Annotated in this window: 17 protein-coding genes; 10 read left to right on the top strand and 7 right to left on the bottom strand. The window is 67.5% G+C overall.

Annotated features, from left to right (window positions below):
- Nucleotides 1–2 precede the first annotated feature (2 nt).
- The 4 genes from murU to RA164_RS11820 form a co-directional block, all read right to left on the bottom strand.
- A complete protein-coding gene (murU, locus tag RA164_RS11835; RefSeq protein ID WP_329741052.1) occupies nt 3–710 on the bottom strand; it encodes an N-acetylmuramate alpha-1-phosphate uridylyltransferase MurU in 708 nt (235 codons plus the stop codon).
- A complete protein-coding gene (locus RA164_RS11830) occupies nt 707–1,717 on the bottom strand; it encodes an aminoglycoside phosphotransferase family protein (protein WP_329741051.1) in 1,011 nt (336 codons plus the stop codon). Before RA164_RS11830 ends, murU begins: the two co-directional genes overlap by 4 nt.
- 124 nt (nt 1,718–1,841) lie before the next feature.
- A complete protein-coding gene (locus tag RA164_RS11825) occupies nt 1,842–3,197 on the bottom strand; it encodes an ammonium transporter (RefSeq protein WP_329741050.1) in 1,356 nt (451 codons plus the stop codon).
- Nucleotides 3,187–3,525: a P-II family nitrogen regulator gene (locus tag RA164_RS11820; protein WP_329743539.1), complete on the bottom strand. Its 339-nt coding sequence runs from the start codon at nt 3,523–3,525 to the stop codon at nt 3,187–3,189. Before RA164_RS11820 ends, RA164_RS11825 begins: the two co-directional genes overlap by 11 nt.
- Nucleotides 3,526–3,758: 233 nt before the next feature.
- Here RA164_RS11820 and RA164_RS11815 point away from each other — a divergent pair, with 233 nt between their 5' ends.
- The 10 genes from RA164_RS11815 (at nt 3,759) to RA164_RS11770 (ending at nt 12,255) form a co-directional block, all read left to right on the top strand.
- Nucleotides 3,759–4,217, top strand: a complete 459-nt coding sequence (locus tag RA164_RS11815; protein WP_329741049.1) for an SUF system Fe-S cluster assembly regulator — start codon at nt 3,759–3,761, stop codon at nt 4,215–4,217.
- Nucleotides 4,218–4,237: 20 nt separating this feature from the next.
- A complete protein-coding gene (gene sufB, locus RA164_RS11810) occupies nt 4,238–5,701 on the top strand; it encodes a Fe-S cluster assembly protein SufB (protein ID WP_329743538.1) in 1,464 nt (487 codons plus the stop codon).
- 1 nt (nt 5,702) lies between these two features.
- The gene (locus RA164_RS11805; RefSeq protein ID WP_329741048.1) at nt 5,703–6,053 is read left to right on the top strand and encodes a DUF3147 family protein; all 351 of its coding nucleotides are present in this window, start codon (nt 5,703–5,705) and stop codon (nt 6,051–6,053) included.
- Between the two features lie 36 nt (nt 6,054–6,089).
- Nucleotides 6,090–6,857, top strand: coding sequence for a Fe-S cluster assembly ATPase SufC (sufC, locus tag RA164_RS11800; protein WP_329741047.1), 768 nt, complete (start codon nt 6,090–6,092; stop codon nt 6,855–6,857).
- A complete protein-coding gene (gene sufD, locus RA164_RS11795) occupies nt 6,854–8,155 on the top strand; it encodes a Fe-S cluster assembly protein SufD (RefSeq protein WP_329741046.1) in 1,302 nt (433 codons plus the stop codon). Before sufC ends, sufD begins: the two co-directional genes overlap by 4 nt.
- Nucleotides 8,156–8,177: 22 nt before the next feature.
- A complete protein-coding gene (locus tag RA164_RS11790) occupies nt 8,178–9,422 on the top strand; it encodes an aminotransferase class V-fold PLP-dependent enzyme (RefSeq protein ID WP_329741045.1) in 1,245 nt (414 codons plus the stop codon).
- Between the two features lie 104 nt (nt 9,423–9,526).
- Nucleotides 9,527–10,441, top strand: a complete 915-nt coding sequence (locus tag RA164_RS11785; protein ID WP_329741044.1) for an acyltransferase — start codon at nt 9,527–9,529, stop codon at nt 10,439–10,441.
- Nucleotides 10,442–10,444: 3 nt separating this feature from the next.
- Nucleotides 10,445–11,383 (top strand): 2-dehydropantoate 2-reductase, encoded by a 939-nt coding sequence (gene panE, locus RA164_RS11780; protein ID WP_329741043.1) that lies wholly within the window; start codon nt 10,445–10,447, stop codon nt 11,381–11,383.
- 9 nt (nt 11,384–11,392) lie between these two features.
- Complete coding sequence (locus RA164_RS11775; RefSeq protein ID WP_329741042.1) at nt 11,393–11,932, top strand: GNAT family N-acetyltransferase; 540 nt, start codon at nt 11,393–11,395, stop codon at nt 11,930–11,932.
- Nucleotides 11,929–12,255: a non-heme iron oxygenase ferredoxin subunit gene (locus RA164_RS11770; RefSeq protein WP_329741041.1), complete on the top strand. Its 327-nt coding sequence runs from the start codon at nt 11,929–11,931 to the stop codon at nt 12,253–12,255. The genes RA164_RS11775 and RA164_RS11770 overlap by 4 nt, the downstream gene beginning before the upstream one ends.
- Before the next feature lie 13 nt (nt 12,256–12,268).
- Here RA164_RS11770 and RA164_RS11765 read toward each other — a convergent pair whose 3' ends face one another.
- From RA164_RS11765 to RA164_RS11755, 3 genes are read right to left on the bottom strand one after another with little or no spacing between them, the layout of a single operon-like run.
- The gene (locus RA164_RS11765) at nt 12,269–13,069 is read right to left on the bottom strand and encodes a MipA/OmpV family protein (RefSeq protein WP_329741040.1); all 801 of its coding nucleotides are present in this window, start codon (nt 13,067–13,069) and stop codon (nt 12,269–12,271) included.
- Nucleotides 13,059–14,291: a beta-ketoacyl-[acyl-carrier-protein] synthase family protein gene (locus RA164_RS11760; RefSeq protein ID WP_329741039.1), complete on the bottom strand. Its 1,233-nt coding sequence runs from the start codon at nt 14,289–14,291 to the stop codon at nt 13,059–13,061. Before RA164_RS11760 ends, RA164_RS11765 begins: the two co-directional genes overlap by 11 nt.
- Nucleotides 14,288–14,563 carry an acyl carrier protein gene (locus RA164_RS11755; RefSeq protein WP_329741038.1) on the bottom strand — a complete coding sequence of 92 codons (276 nt, stop codon included), beginning with the start codon at nt 14,561–14,563 and terminating at the stop codon, nt 14,288–14,290. The genes RA164_RS11760 and RA164_RS11755 overlap by 4 nt, the downstream gene beginning before the upstream one ends.
- Nucleotides 14,564–14,593 lie beyond the last annotated feature (30 nt).

Below are 14,593 nucleotides of genomic sequence, written 5' to 3'. Positions count from 1 at the left end.
GTCTATGCGACCAGTTCGGCGTCCAGTGCGGCCAGCCGTTCGGGTGTGCCCACGTCGGTCCAGCGCCCGCGGAAATGATTGCCGCCAAGCGCATGCTGTGCCATCGCGCGGACCAGCAGCGGCCTGAGCTTGAAGCGGGGCGCGGCCTCCGCCGAGGGGGGGGGCGCATCGCCTGCATGTTGCCGCCAGCCGTGCATGAATTCGCGACGGAAGACGCCGATGCCGCTGTAGGTCAGTCGGTTCGGGCCTTCCGCATGCAGCTGGCCGTCTGCGTCCAGGGCGAAGTCGCCGGAAGGGTGGTGGGCCGGGTTGTCGACCATCATCAGGTGGGCCAGTCCGGCAGGTTCGACGGGCAGGTCGCGCAGGTCGGCATCGGTCCAGACATCGCTGCTGATGGCGATGAACGGCTCGGGGCCCAGCAGCGGAAGCGCGTTGAGCATGCCGCCGCCAGTCTCCAGCGGCACGGGTCCCTCGTAGGCATAGCGGATGCGCAGCCCCCAGCGCGCACCGTCGCCGAGCACTTCGGGAAACTGTCCGGCCAGGTGCGAGGTGTTGATCACCACGTAGTTCACCCCGGCCGCCGCCAGCTTTTCCAGGTGCCACACGATCAGCGGCTTGCCGCCCACCGGCAGTAGCGGCTTCGGTGTGAGATCGGTGAGCGGACGCATGCGCTCGCCGAGGCCGGCGGCGAAGATCAGCGCGTGCCTCATGCGGCCACCCGGGTCAGGTCGCGTCCGGCCGCGTGCCGTTCGAGCAGGGCGGCGAACTCAGCCAGTTCCGGGTAGCGTCGCGCGACGGCGACCACGTAGTCGTACACGCGCGGTACGTCGGCGAGGTAGCCGGCTTTGCCGTCGCGGTACCACAGCCGGTAGAACTGACCCAGCACACGCACGTGGCGATGCATGCCGGTCAGGTCGAACCAGCGCAGGAAGCGTTCGCGGGTGGTCGTGCCGTCGATCACCGCCGCGTCGAGCAGGCGTTGCCGGTAGGACTCGACCCAGCCTTCGACGCGCTCGCGCGGCCAGGTGACATAGGCGTCGCGCAGCAGCGAGGCGAGGTCGTAGGTGACCGGGCCGTGCAGGGCGCCCTGGAAGTCGATGATGCCGGGCGTGTTGTCGTCGACGATCAGCAGGTTGCGGCTGTGGTAGTCGCGATGCACGAAGCAGCGTGGCTGCTCGAGCGCGTTGCGGATGATCAGCTCGAAGGCGCTGTCCAGCACGCGGCGTTCATCGCCGTCGGGCGTGTGGCCGAGGTGGCGTTGGAGGAACCATTCGGGCATGACCTGCAGTCCGCTGACCAGCACGTTGCGGTCGAACGGCGGCAGCCAGGCCGGATCGACGCGGGTCTGCATGCGCAGCAGCGCGTCCATCGCCGCGGCGTACAGTGCGTCAGCATTGTCCGGGGTCAGCTCCGGCAGATACAGCCGGTTGCCGAGGTCCTCGATCAGCAGGAAGCCCTGTTCGAGGTCGCTGGCGCGTACCGCGGGCACGTGCAGGCCGGCATCCGCCAGTTGCGTGCCGATCGCCAGCCAGGGGCGCGGGTCCTCCCGCTGCGGTGGCGAATCCATCACGATCCAGCTGCTGCCGTCGTGCCGCGTCCGCCAGTAGCTGCGGAAGCTGGCATCGGAGGATGCGGGTTCGAGGGCAAGCGTGGCGTCGCCCAGCACGGAGCGGGTCCAGGCCAGGCGCGCTGCGGCGCGTTCGTCGATGGCGTTCATGCGGACGCATGGTAAGGCATCGCATGCGTGGGCTGGGGCATGCGCATGGCACATGAAGGGCATCCATGTGCCATGCGGCAGGTGCCGGGGGCGGCGTCTGCTGCGCCCCGGACAGCGATCGTGCTTACGACAGGTTGTAGGCGCGCTCTTCGTGCTCGGCCAGGTCGAGCCCCATCTGTTCCTGCTCGGTATCCACGCGCAGGCCGATGGTGCGGTCGACCAGCTTGAGCAGCACCCAGCTCAGCACGGCACTCCACACGATGGTGAAGGCCACGCCCTTGGCCTGGATCCACAACTGCCCGCCCAGCGACTCGACCGTGCCGAAGCCACCCAGTTTCGGCGAGGCCAGCGGACCGGTGAGCAGGGCGCCGACGATGCCGGCGATGGCATGCACGCCGAACACGTCGAGCGCGTCGTCGTAGCCCAGCCGGTACTTCAGCTTGGTGGCGGTGAAGAAGCACACGATGCCGGCGATCAGGCCCAGCACCAGCGCGCCACCGGGGCCGCAGGTGCCCGCAGCGGGCGTTACCGCCACCAGGCCGGCGACTGCGCCGGAGACGATGCCCAGCACGCTGGCCCGCTTGTGCGAGATCCATTCCACCGCGGTCCAGCCGATCGCGGCGGCGGCGGTGGCGATCTGGGTCACCAGCATGGCCATGCCCGCGCTGCCGTTGGCGGCCACGGCAGAGCCGGCGTTGAAGCCGAACCAGCCCAGCCACAGCAGGCTGGCGCCGATCACGCTGTAGCCGAGGTTGTGCGGAGGCATCGGCGTATGCGGCCAGCCGCGACGCTTGCCGATCACGATGCAGGCCATCAGGCCGGCGATACCGGCATTGATGTGCACCACCGTGCCGCCGGCGAAGTCGAGCACGCCGAGGTCGCCCAGGAACGAGCCCGGGCCGCCCCACACCATGTGCGCCACCGGCAGGTAGACGACGGTGAGCCACAGCCCGCTGAACCACAGCATGGCGCTGAACTTCATGCGTTCCGCGAAGGCGCCGATGATCAGTACCGGCGTGATGATCGCGAAGGTGAGCTGGAACATCACGAACACGCTTTCCGGCACCGTCTGGTAGTGCGACGAAGGCGTGAGGCCGGCCAGCATGGCCTGGTTGAGGCCGCCAATGAAGGAGTGCAGGTTGGTGACGCCGGCGTGCATGCCTTCGGTGCTGAAGGCCATCGAGTAGCCGTACAGCATCCACAGCACGGTCACCAACGCGGTGATGGCAAAGCACTGCATCATCACCGACAGCAGGTTCTTAGCCCGTACCATGCCGCCGTAGAACAGCGCGGCGCCGGGAATGGTCATCATCAGCACCAGCATGCTGGCGACCAGCATCCAGGCCGTATCGCCGCTGTTGATGGCGGATGTGCCCTGTGCCTGCGCCGATACGGTCAGACCCATCAGGCCGCAGAACAGCACCCACCGCCCCGTTCGTCGCAGCATGCCCACTACCCGTTCCGGTTTCTCAGAGCGCATCGGTATCGACCTCCTGCGTGCGGATGCGGATGACCTGTTCGAGGTCGCTGACGAAAATCTTGCCGTCGCCCACCTTGCCGGTGCGTGCCGCGGTGCAGATCGCTTCGATGACGTGGTCGCTCTGCTCGTCGGCGACGGCGACCTCGATCTTCAGCTTGGGCAGGAAGTCCACCACGTACTCCGCGCCGCGGTAGAGCTCGGTATGCCCGTGCTGGCGGCCGAACCCCTTGACCTCGGTGACGGTCATTCCCTGCACGCCGACCTCGGCCAGGGCCTCACGCACATCGTCCAGCGTGAATGGCTTGATCACTGCGGTGATCCACTTCATGTCCCACCCCTTGTTGTTGGTCTTGCTGCAGCACAGCATGTTGCGTGCCATCGGGCTGGATCGGCGCAGGACAAGGCGTGACGGGGAATCCGCGCGCATCGAGGCGGCTCCAAATGACGATGCAGGTGCAACGGTTGCCCTGAAACAGTGCAAGAAGCAAAGACGGCCATTTGACCGTGCATAGCCAAATTAGTACCATTTTGGTCTGATTTAAGGTGCCGGACCCGCATCGCATGCTTCGTGTCAGCCGACTCACGGATTACGCCACGGTGGTGATGACCTGCATCGCCGGCCACCCCGGCGACGTGCTGAGCACCGCCCAGATCGCCGACGAGGCGCACCTAGAACTGCCGACCGTGAGCAAGCTGCTGAAGTCGCTGGGGCATGCCGGACTGGTCGATTCGTTCCGCGGCGTCAACGGCGGTTACCGGCTGGCACGCCCGGCAGGCGAGATCACCCTGGCCGAGATCGTCGAGGCGATGGAAGGCCCGATCGGCATGACCGAGTGCGGCACCACCGAAGGCCAGTGCGAGCGCGAGGCACGCTGCGGCGTGCGCGGCAGCTGGCAGCGCATCAACCATTTGCTGGACGGCGCGCTGCGCGCGGTGAGCCTGGCCGATGTACTGCATCCGGCCCCGCCCGCGGAAGTGACCGTCGACATCCGCAATCTCAAAGGCAGAACCACCGCATGACCAGCGAACGCGACGACAACATGTCCGGCCGTACCGGGGCTACCGTGCTGCGCGACAACGCCGAGGTCGCCGAGGCGCTGGGGCGCAGCTACAGCGCCGGTTTCGTCACCGAGATCGAAAGCACCGGACTGCCGCCGGGCCTGGACGAGGAGACCATCCGCCAGCTGTCCGCGATCAAGCGCGAGCCGGAATGGATGACCGAGTGGCGCCTGAAGGCCTACCGCCACTGGCTGACCATGCCGCAGCCGGACTGGGCGAAGCTGAAACTCGACCCGATCGACTACCGCGCGATCAGCTACTACTCCGCGCCGAAGCAGGCGCCGAAGTCGCTGGACGAGGTCGACCCGGCGCTGCTGGAAACCTACGAGAAACTGGGTGTGCCGTTGCACGAGCGCGCGGCGCTGGCCGGCGTGGCGGTGGACGCGGTGTTCGACTCGGTTTCGGTCGGCACCACCTTCCGCAAGCAGCTGGCCGAGGCCGGCGTGATCTTCTGCTCGATGAGCGAGGCGATCCGCGAGCATCCCGAGCTGGTGCGGACGTACTTGGGCAGCGTGGTGCCGACCGGCGACAACTTCTTCGCCGCGCTGAATTCGGCGGTGTTCTCCGACGGCAGCTTCGTGTTCATTCCCAAGGGCGTGCGCTGCCCGATGGAACTGTCCACCTACTTCCGCATCAACGCGCAGAACACCGGTCAGTTCGAACGCACCCTGATCGTGGCCGAGGAAGGCAGCCAGGTGTCGTATCTGGAGGGCTGCACCGCACCGCGCCGCGACGAAAACCAGCTGCACGCCGCGGTGGTCGAGCTGGTCGCGCTGGAGCGTGCGCAGATCAAGTATTCCACGGTGCAGAACTGGTATCCCGGCGACGAGAACGGTGTCGGCGGCATCTACAACTTCGTGACCAAGCGCGGCGAGTGCCGCGGCGACGACTCCAAGATCAGCTGGACCCAGGTGGAAACCGGTTCGGCGATCACCTGGAAGTACCCCAGCTGCGTGCTGCGCGGCGACCGTTCGGTGGGCGAGTTCCACTCGGTAGCGCTGACCCACCACCGGCAGCAGGCCGACACCGGCACCAAGATGATCCACATCGGCCGCGATACCAAGTCGAAGATCGTCTCCAAGGGCATCAGCGCCGGGCGCAGCAACAACAGCTACCGCGGTCTGGTTAAGGTGGAGAAGGGCGCCGCCGGCGCACGCAACTACACCCAGTGCGACTCGCTGCTGATCGGCAAGAAGTGCGGCGCGCACACCTTCCCGTACATGGAAGTGAAGAACCCCGGCGCGATCGTCGAACACGAGGCCACCACCTCGAAGATTTCCGACGACCAGCTGTTCTACTGCCGTTCGCGCGGCATCAGCGAGGAGGACGCCGTGTCGATGATCGTCGACGGCTTCTGCAAGCAGGTGTTCCGCGAGCTGCCGATGGAATTCGCGGTAGAAGCGAAGAAGTTGCTGGAAGTCTCGCTGGAAGGCGCGGTCGGCTGACATGCCCTACCTGCTCGTCAAATACCTGGTGACTGCGGCGGTGGTCGTGGCCGTTTCCGAGATCGCACGGCGCAGCGGGCGCATCGGCGCGCTGGTCGGCGCGCTGCCGCTGGTCAGCCTGCTGGCGCTGATCTGGATGCGCCTCGAACACCGGCCCACGCAGACGATCGGGAACTACGCGTTCTACACGTTCTGGTACGTGCTGCCGACGCTGCCGATGTTCCTGTGCTTTCCGTGGTTGCTGCAACGCTTCGGTTTTGCCATTGCGATGCTGGCGTTCTGCGTCGGTACCGTGCTGGTTTTCATTCTTTTCGCACTCGCGATGCGACGGTTCGGCATCAACCTGCTCTGACCGCGTATCTGTCGATCCATTACGGCATTCATGACCATGCTCACCATCGAAAACCTGCACGCCCGCGTCGAGGGCAAAGACATCCTCAAGGGCCTCTCGCTCAGCGTGAAGCCGGGCGAGGTGCACGCCATCATGGGGCCGAACGGCGCGGGCAAGTCCACGCTGGGCAACGTGCTTTCCGGGCGCGACGGCTACGAGGTCACTGCTGGCTCGGTCACCTTCAATGGCATCGACCTGCTGGCGCTGGAGCCGGAAGCGCGCGCCGCCGCCGGCGTGTTCCTGGCCTTCCAGTACCCGGTCGAGATTCCCGGGGTGAACAACACCTATTTCCTGCGCGCCGCGCTCAATGCGCAGCGCAAGGCGCGCGGCGAGGCCGAGCTCGATTCGATGCAGTTCCTCAAGCTGGTACGCGAGAAGCTGAAGATCATGCAGATCTCCGACGAGCTGCTCCACCGCGCGGTCAACGAAGGTTTCAGCGGCGGCGAGAAGAAGCGCAACGAGATCTTCCAGATGGCCGTGCTGGAGCCGAAGCTGGCGATCCTGGACGAAACCGATTCGGGCCTGGACATCGATGCGCTGAAGCAGGTGGCCGAGGGCGTCAACGCACTGCGCTCGTCGGAGCGCTCGTTCCTGGTGGTCACCCACTACCAGCGCCTGCTCGACTACATCGTGCCCGATTACGTGCACGTGCTGGCCGGCGGCCGGATCGTCGAGAGCGGCGACAAGACCCTGGCGCACCGGCTGGAAGAACACGGCTACGCCTGGCTGTCCGAACACGGCGAGCCGGCCGGGGCGCAGGCATGACCCAGCCCGGCGTCCCCTTCGTGGCCGCCAGCGCGGCCGCGCCGCTGCCGCACAGCGGCATCGGCTGGCTGGACGAGGCGCGCCGGGACAACCTGGCCGCGTTCATCCAGGCCGGCCTGCCCGATACGCGGGTGGAAGCGTGGAAATACACCGCCCTGCGTGCCCTGGCGCAGCGTGCGTTCGAGCAGGGTGATGCGCAGGCGGCCGTCCGTGCGGTCGATCCGTCCCTGTTCGCGCTTCCGGCCGTGGACGGGCCAAGGCTGGTGTTCGTCAACGGCATGTTCCGTGGTGATCTCTCGTCGCTGTCCGACCTGCCCGCAGGCCTGACGCTGCAGCCGCTGTCGGCGGCGCTGGCGCAGGATCCCGAACCGCTGCGTTTCGCGCTGTCGCGCCGCTATCGCGAGCGCGGCGATGCCTTTGCCAGCCTCAATGCAGCGCAGGCCGCCGATGGCGTGGTACTGCGCGTGGCGGCGGGTGCCAAGGTCGACGCGCCGGTGCACCTGGTGTTTATCGGTGCGGCCACCGGGGTCGATACCGCCTGGCATCTGCGCCAGGTGATCGAGCTGGCCGAGTGCGCCGAACTGACGCTGGTCGAGCAGCATGTCGGCACCGACGGCGCACGTCAGCTTGGCACCCTTGTCGCCGACGTCGTGCTGCGCGACGGTGCACGCCTGCACCACACGGTGTTGCAGGACGCGGCCACCGATACCGTGCTGGTGCGCCGCGATGCGCTGACCCTGGGCGCGTCTGCGCAGGCCCTGCTGCACGTACTGGAACTGGGTGGTTCGCTGGTGCGCCACGACCTGCAGGCCGAGCTGGCCGGCGATGGCGCGCGCTTCGATACGCGCGGCGTGTTCATGCCGCGCGGACGCCAGCACATCGACACCCAGCTGGCGATCCGCCACCAGGCACTGGGCACCGCTTCCAGTTCCAGCTGGCGCGGCGTGGCCGACGATCGTGCACGCGGAGTGTTCCGTGGTGCGATCGTGGTGGCGCCGGGTGCCGACGGCAGCGATGCCAGCCTCAACAACAAGAATCTGCTGCTGTCGCCGAATGCCGAGATCGACACCAAGCCGGAACTGGAGATCTACGCCGACGAGGTGCAGGCCGCGCATGGTGCGACGGTCGGCCAGCTGGACGAGCGTGCGCTGTTCTACCTGCGTTCGCGCGGCATCCCGCTGGCCGAGGCGCGTACCCTGCTGACGGCCGCGTTCTGCCGCGCCGTGCTGGACGACCTGCCGGACGCCGCATTGCGCGAACATCTTGCCGGGCTGCTGGCGGCCCGGTTGCCCGTGTAAGCCACCCAGCGCCACCGATGCCATGACCGATTCCACTGCACGTGCCCCTGCCTTCGACGTCCAGCGCATCCGCGCCGACTTTCCGTTGCTGTCGCGCCAGGTACACGGCAAACCGCTGGTGTACTTCGACAACGCCAACACCAGCCAGAAGCCGCGCCAGGTGATCGAGGCGGTCGACCGCCATTACCGCGAGCACAATGCCAACGTGGCACGCGCGGTGCACCAGCTCGGCGAGGAGGCCACATCCGCCTACGAAGGCGCGCGCGATGCGCTGGCGCGCTTCGTCAATGCGCCGTCGCGCAACGAGGTGGTGCTTACCTCGGGCACCACTCATGCAGTCAACCTGGTGGCCTACAGCTACGCGTTGCCGATGCTCAAGCCGGGCGATGCGATCCTGACCACGGTGATGGAGCATCACGCCAACATCGTGCCGTGGCAGCTGGTGGCCACGCGCTCGGGGGCGACGGTCAAGGCAGCGCCGATCGACGAGCGTGGCGAACTGCTGGTCGAGCGTTACATCGAGATGCTCACCCCCGAGGTGAAGCTGGCCTGCGTGACGCATGTGTCCAACGTGCTGGGCACGGTCAACCCCGTGCGCGAGATCGCCAGGGCCTGCCGCAAGCGTGGCATTCCGCTGCTGGTGGACGGTTCGCAGGCGGTGCCGCACCGGCCGGTCGACGTGCAGGCGCTGGGCTGCGACTTCTACGTGGTCACCGGACACAAGATGCTGGCACCCACCGGCACCGGCATGTTGTGGGCGAAGAAGGAACACCTGGATGCGATGCCGCCGTTCTTCGGCGGTGGCGAAATGATCCGCGAGGTGAAGTTCTCCGGCACCACCTTCGCCGACCCGCCGCACAAGTTCGAGGCCGGCACGCCCAATATCGCCGGTTTCGCCGGCATGGCCGCGGCGATCGACTACTACCGCACGCTGGGCTTCGATGCGATCCGCAGGCACGAGGCTGCGCTGCTCGAGTACGCCACCGCGCGTCTGCGTGAAATCCCCGGCCTGCGCATCATCGGCGAGGCCGCCGACAAGGAGCCGGTGATCTCGTTCCTGCTCGACGGCGCGCAGGCCACGGACCTTGCCACCCTGCTGGACCTGCAAGGCGTGGCGGTTCGTTCGGGACACCACTGCGCGCATCCGCTGATGCAGTTCTACGGGGTGCCGGCCACGCTGCGTGCGTCGCTGGCGTTCTACAACACGCTGGAAGAGGTGGATGCGTTCGTGGCCGCGCTGCTCAAAGTGCGCAAGCTGCTGATGTAGGCCTCCCGCCCTCCCGCTGCTGGACGATGGTCGAAGGTCGCAGTGCGACCCGTTGTGCCAGGCAACCGGCTACGCTTGGCATTCCCGATTGCATACGGTGCCCGATGTTCGCTTCGCTTCCCCGCCTGCTGCGCGTTCCGCTGGTCGTGCTGCTGCTTTCGCTCAACGTCGTGGTGCATGTGCTGCCGCTGTTCGCCCTGACCCTGGTGAAGCTGCTGCTGCCGTTCGCGGCGGCACGCCGGGCCTGCTCGCGCGGGCTGGTCGCCATCGCGGAAAGCTGGATCGGCGTGAACAACCTGCTGTTCGAGCTGTTCACCCGCATCCACTGGCAGGTGGAGGGGCTCGATGGCCTGCGCCGTGACGGCAACTACCTGGTGCTGTGCAACCACCAGAGCTGGGTGGACATTCCGGTACTGCAGAAGGTCTTCAACCGGCGGATCCCGTTCCTGCGCTTTTTCCTCAAGCAGCAGCTGATCTGGGTGCCGCTGCTGGGGCCGGCCTGGTGGGCGCTGGATTTCCCCTTCATGAAACGCTACTCGCGCGAGACGCTGCAGCGGCATCCCGAGCTGCGCGGACGCGACCGCGATGCCACGCGCCACGCCTGCGCCAAGTTCCGGCACCTGCCGGTGTCGGTGATGAATTTCGTCGAGGGCACGCGCTTCACGCCGGCCAAGCACGATGCACAGGGTTCGCCGTACCAGTACCTGCTGCGGCCGCGTGCTGGAGGGCTGGCTTTCGTGCTGGACGCGATGGGCGATGCGCTGCATGCGATCCTCGACGTCACCATCGTCTATGGCGAGGGCCCGCGCAGCATGAAGGACCTGGTAGCCGGGCGTATCCGTGACATCCGCCTGCACGTGCGCGAGTGCGCGATCGATGCCACGCTGCACGGCGACTACGAAAACGACGCGGCGTTCCGCGAACGATTCCAGACCTGGGTCAATGCGATGTGGCAGGCCAAGGACGATCAGGCCGGGCGCATGCTCGAAGTGGCCGGACAGTCGATACAAGGGGGCTGAACGATGCGAATTCTTATCGTGGGTGCCGGCGCCACCGGCGGCTACTTCGGCGGACGCCTGCTGCAGCATGGGCGCGACGTGACCTTCCTGGTGCGCGCGCGGCGCGCGCACCAGCTGGCCGAACATGGTCTGGCGATCCACAGTCCGGCCGGCGACGTCACCCTGGCCGCGCCGCCAGTGGTGCAGGCAAGCGGGCTGGATCAGTCGTTCGACCTGATTCTGCTGAGCTGCAAGGCCTATGGCCTGGCCCAGGCGATGGACGACATCGCGCCGGCGGTGGGGCCGCATACCGCGATCCTGCCGCTGCTCAACGGCATGCGCCATCTCGACCTGATGGACCAGCGCTTCGGCGCCGACAAGGTGCTGGGCGGCCAGTGCGTGATCGCCGCCACGCTGGATGCCGAGGGTGGCGTGCGTCACCTCAACGGCATGCACAGCCTGACGTTCGGCGAGCGCGATGGCGACGACACGGCGCGCATGCAGGCGATCACTGCCGCGCTTTCCGATGCCGGATTCGACGCCCGGCCCAGCCGCACAGTGATGCAGGACATGTGGAACAAGTGGGTGTTCCTGGCCTCGCTGGCCGGCATCACCTGCCTGATGCGCGCTCCGGTAGGCGACATCATGGCGGCCCCGGGTGGGCGAGAGGCGACGCTGTCGCTGCTGGAGGAATGTCGCGCCACCGCCGGGCGTGCCGGCTACGCTCCGGCCGACGAGGTGCTGCAGCGGGCCATCGGGGTGCTGACCGATCCTGCCTCGTCGCTTACCGCCTCGATGCTCAGGGATCTGCAGCATGGCTATCCCACCGAGGGCGACCATGTCATCGGCGACATGCTGGCGCGTTCCGCGCATGTGCCGGGCGACGGTTCCATGCTCGCCATCGCGCATGCCCACCTCAAGGCCTACGAGGCGGGTCGTTCCCGTCAGCACGGCCAGGCGTAGGATCCGACCATGACCGACGTTCCCGCTCCCGTTTTCCGCGTGGCTGATGCCGCCGATGTTCCTGCCATCGTGGCCCTGGTCGAATCGGCCTACCGCGGCGATTCGGGCCGGCGCGGCTGGACCACCGAGTCCGACCTGCTCGACGGCCAGCGTACCGATGCCGCCGATGTGGCAGCCACCCTTGGGCGTCCCGACAGCCTGATCCTGCTGGCCGAACAGGGCGGGAAGCTGCTTGCCAGCTGCCATGTCGAGCGCCTGCCGGAAGCCGGTTACTTCGGCATGTTCGCGGTCGATCCCTCGCAGCAGGGCAGTGGCCTGGGCAAGACGGTGCTGGCCGAGGCCGAACGGCTGGCGCGCGAGCGCTGGCAGTGCCGTGCCATGCATATGACAGTGATCGAGCAACGGGCCGAGCTGATCGCCTGGTACGAGCGCCGCGGCTATCGGCGCACCGGGCAGTACAAGCCGTTCCCGTATGGCGACGAACGTTTCGGCATCCCGCTGCGCGACGACCTGCGCTTCGAGCTGCTGGTGAAGGAGCTGCCGGCATGAGCCTGCTGGACGAAGGCTGGGTCCGCGTGGGCACGCGCAGCGAACTGCTGCCCGGCGAGTTCCGCGTGGTCTACGACGGTGATACCCCGATCGCGGTCTACAACATCGACGGCGACCTGTACGCGGTGGAAGATGTCTGCACGCACGATGGCGGCGATCTTGCCGGCGGCGAGGTGCTTGGCTTCGAGGTGGAATGCCCGCGGCATGGCGCGCGCTTCGACCTGCGTACCGGTGCGGTGACCTGTCCGCCCGCCTACGAGCCGATCGCCACCTTCCCGGTGCGCGAGGACGCCGGTGCCATCTGGACCCGCGACGATCGCTGAGCCGATACGCTGCTCAGTAGTGGTAGATGAAGGCCAGCGTCGCCGATGGCTGCCACGGCGTGCCGTAGCGGCGCACCAGCGGTGAATCCGCCGCGTTGCCCAGCAGGTACGAGCAGCGCAGCGCCATGGCGACGCCGGTGTTGCGGCTGGTCGGCAGGAACACGTCGTACTCCAGGCTCGCCTGCTGCGGACTGGCGCCGGGCTGCCAGGTCGAGGTGCCCAGCCTGGCCGCCTGTGAGGGGTTGATGCCATAGAGCCGGCGCATGCCGGCACCGTTCAGCGTCTGCAGCTCGACCTGCAGCGAGTGCTCGAAATAACCGACCGAAGGCAGGTCCCATTCGGCGTAGACCTTCCAGTAGGTGGTCGCGCCGTCGAGGTCGTGGCTGAGGCTGGTGCCGGCGTCGATGTTTTTGGTGAGCTGCCATTCCAGGTAGCCGCCGGCATCGAAGCGTGGCGACAACGTGGGCACCTTGCCGGCGATGTAACCCATGTCATCGTGTTCGCGGCCCCATTCGTAGCCGCCGTAGATGCCGCCATGCAGCACCTTGCCGCGGATCAGGTCGACCTGCAGCCCGCTGTTGCTGGACAGCGAGATCACGTTCGGAACCTCGATGTCGAAATAGGGCACCGGGCTGGCGTACTGGGTTTTCGAGCCGCTCCAGCCGGGCATGATGTTCACGCCGCCGCCGACCGCATAGACCGGCGTGGTGTCGTCCGCGTGCGCAGGCTGGGCCCAGGTCAGCACCATGCCCAGCGTGGCCAGGGTCAGCAGTGCCGGTCGCAGCGGCTCGGGTCGATGCTGCTCAGGGAGCACGGCGCAGCGCGAGCACAGCGTTGAGCCCGCCGAAGGCGAACGAGTTGCTGAGCACGGCGCGCACCGGCATCTCGCGTGCCGTATCGGGCACATAGTCCAGGTCGCATTGCGGGTCGGGCTGGTCCAGGTTCATCGTGGGCGGCACCACGCCGTCGCGCAGCGCGCCGATGGCGGCGACCAGTTCCAGTGCGCCGGAAGCGCCCAGCGCATGACCGTGCATCGACTTGGTCGAGGACACCGCCAGCCGGTCGGCGTGGGCGCCGAAGGTCAGCCGGATCGCGCGCGTCTCGGTGACGTCGTTGGCCGGCGTACCGGTGCCGTGGGCATTGACGTAGTCGATGTCCTCCGGGGCGAGGCCGGCGTCGTCCAGCGCCTGGCGCATGGCGGAGGATGCGCCTTCGGCGCTGGGCATCACGATGTCGGACGCGTCGGCGCTCATGCCGCCGCCGGCCAGCTCGGCCAGGATGGTGGCCCCGCGCGCCTGCGCCCGTTCCAGGCTCTCCAGCACGAACACGCCAGCGCCTTCGCCCAGCACCAGGCCGCGACGGTTCGCGCTGAACGGGCGGCAGGTGTCGTCGGCCAGCACGCGCATCGCTTCCCATGCGCGCAGGGCGCTGTAGCTGATGCAGGCCTCGGCGCCGCCGGTGACGGCGGCATCGGCCATGCCGTTGCGGATCATCTGCGCGGCCTGGATCACGGCGTGGTTGGTCGATGCGCAGGCGCTGGCCACCGCGAAGGTGGGGCCACGCAGCCCCCAGGCAATGCTGACCTGGCTGGCCGGGGCGTTCATCATCAGTCGCACGATGGTGAACGGGTGGGTACGGGTGGCATGTTCGGCGTACAGGCGCCGGCTCTGCTCGTCGTGGGTGTTGTCACCGCCGACGCCGCTGCCGATGACCACCGCGGTGCGCAGGCCAAGCCCGTCCGCGGCGAAATCCAGACCGGACTGGCCGATCGCCTCGCGGGCCGCGGCCAGGGTCAGCATCGACACGCGGTCGAGCAGCGGCAGGGTGCGCTCGTCGATGCCGGCGGTGAGGTCGACGTCGTCGGGCACCTGTGCGGCAATCCTGGTGCGCAGCTTGTCCTGGAACGGGTGGCGCAGCGGCGCGATCATGCCGCTGCCTTCGCGCAACCGTCGCCACAGGACCTCTGCGCCAAGCCCGTGCGGGCCTGCCGCACCCATGCCGGTAATCACGACCCGGCGACGATCGGCCATGCTCATGCGTCGTTTCCGTTACCTGCGGCAGCCTTCTCGTCCAGCGACTTCTGGACCGCGTCGACCAGGCTCTGCACGGTCTCGGCGTTGAAATCCGCGTTTTCCTGCTCGGGCAGGGTGATGTCGAAGTGCTCTTCGATGTCGAAGATCGTCTCGATCACCTCGAGCGAGGCCACACCCAGATCTTTCAGGGTGGATTCGGGCTTGATGGAGCCCACGTCGAGCTTGGCCTGCTTGGCGATGATCTCGAAAACTTGCTGCTGGACAGAGTCGGTCATGTACGTGGCCCTCGGCGGCAGGCGACAATG

It is taken from the genome of Dyella sp. A6, assembly GCF_036320485.1.
GTDB classification, from domain to species: Bacteria; Pseudomonadota; Gammaproteobacteria; order Xanthomonadales; family Rhodanobacteraceae; genus Rhodanobacter_A; species Rhodanobacter_A aluminiiresistens.
The sequence above is the reverse complement of the archived record's forward strand: the minus strand, read 5'-3'. Positions and strand labels throughout refer to the sequence as shown.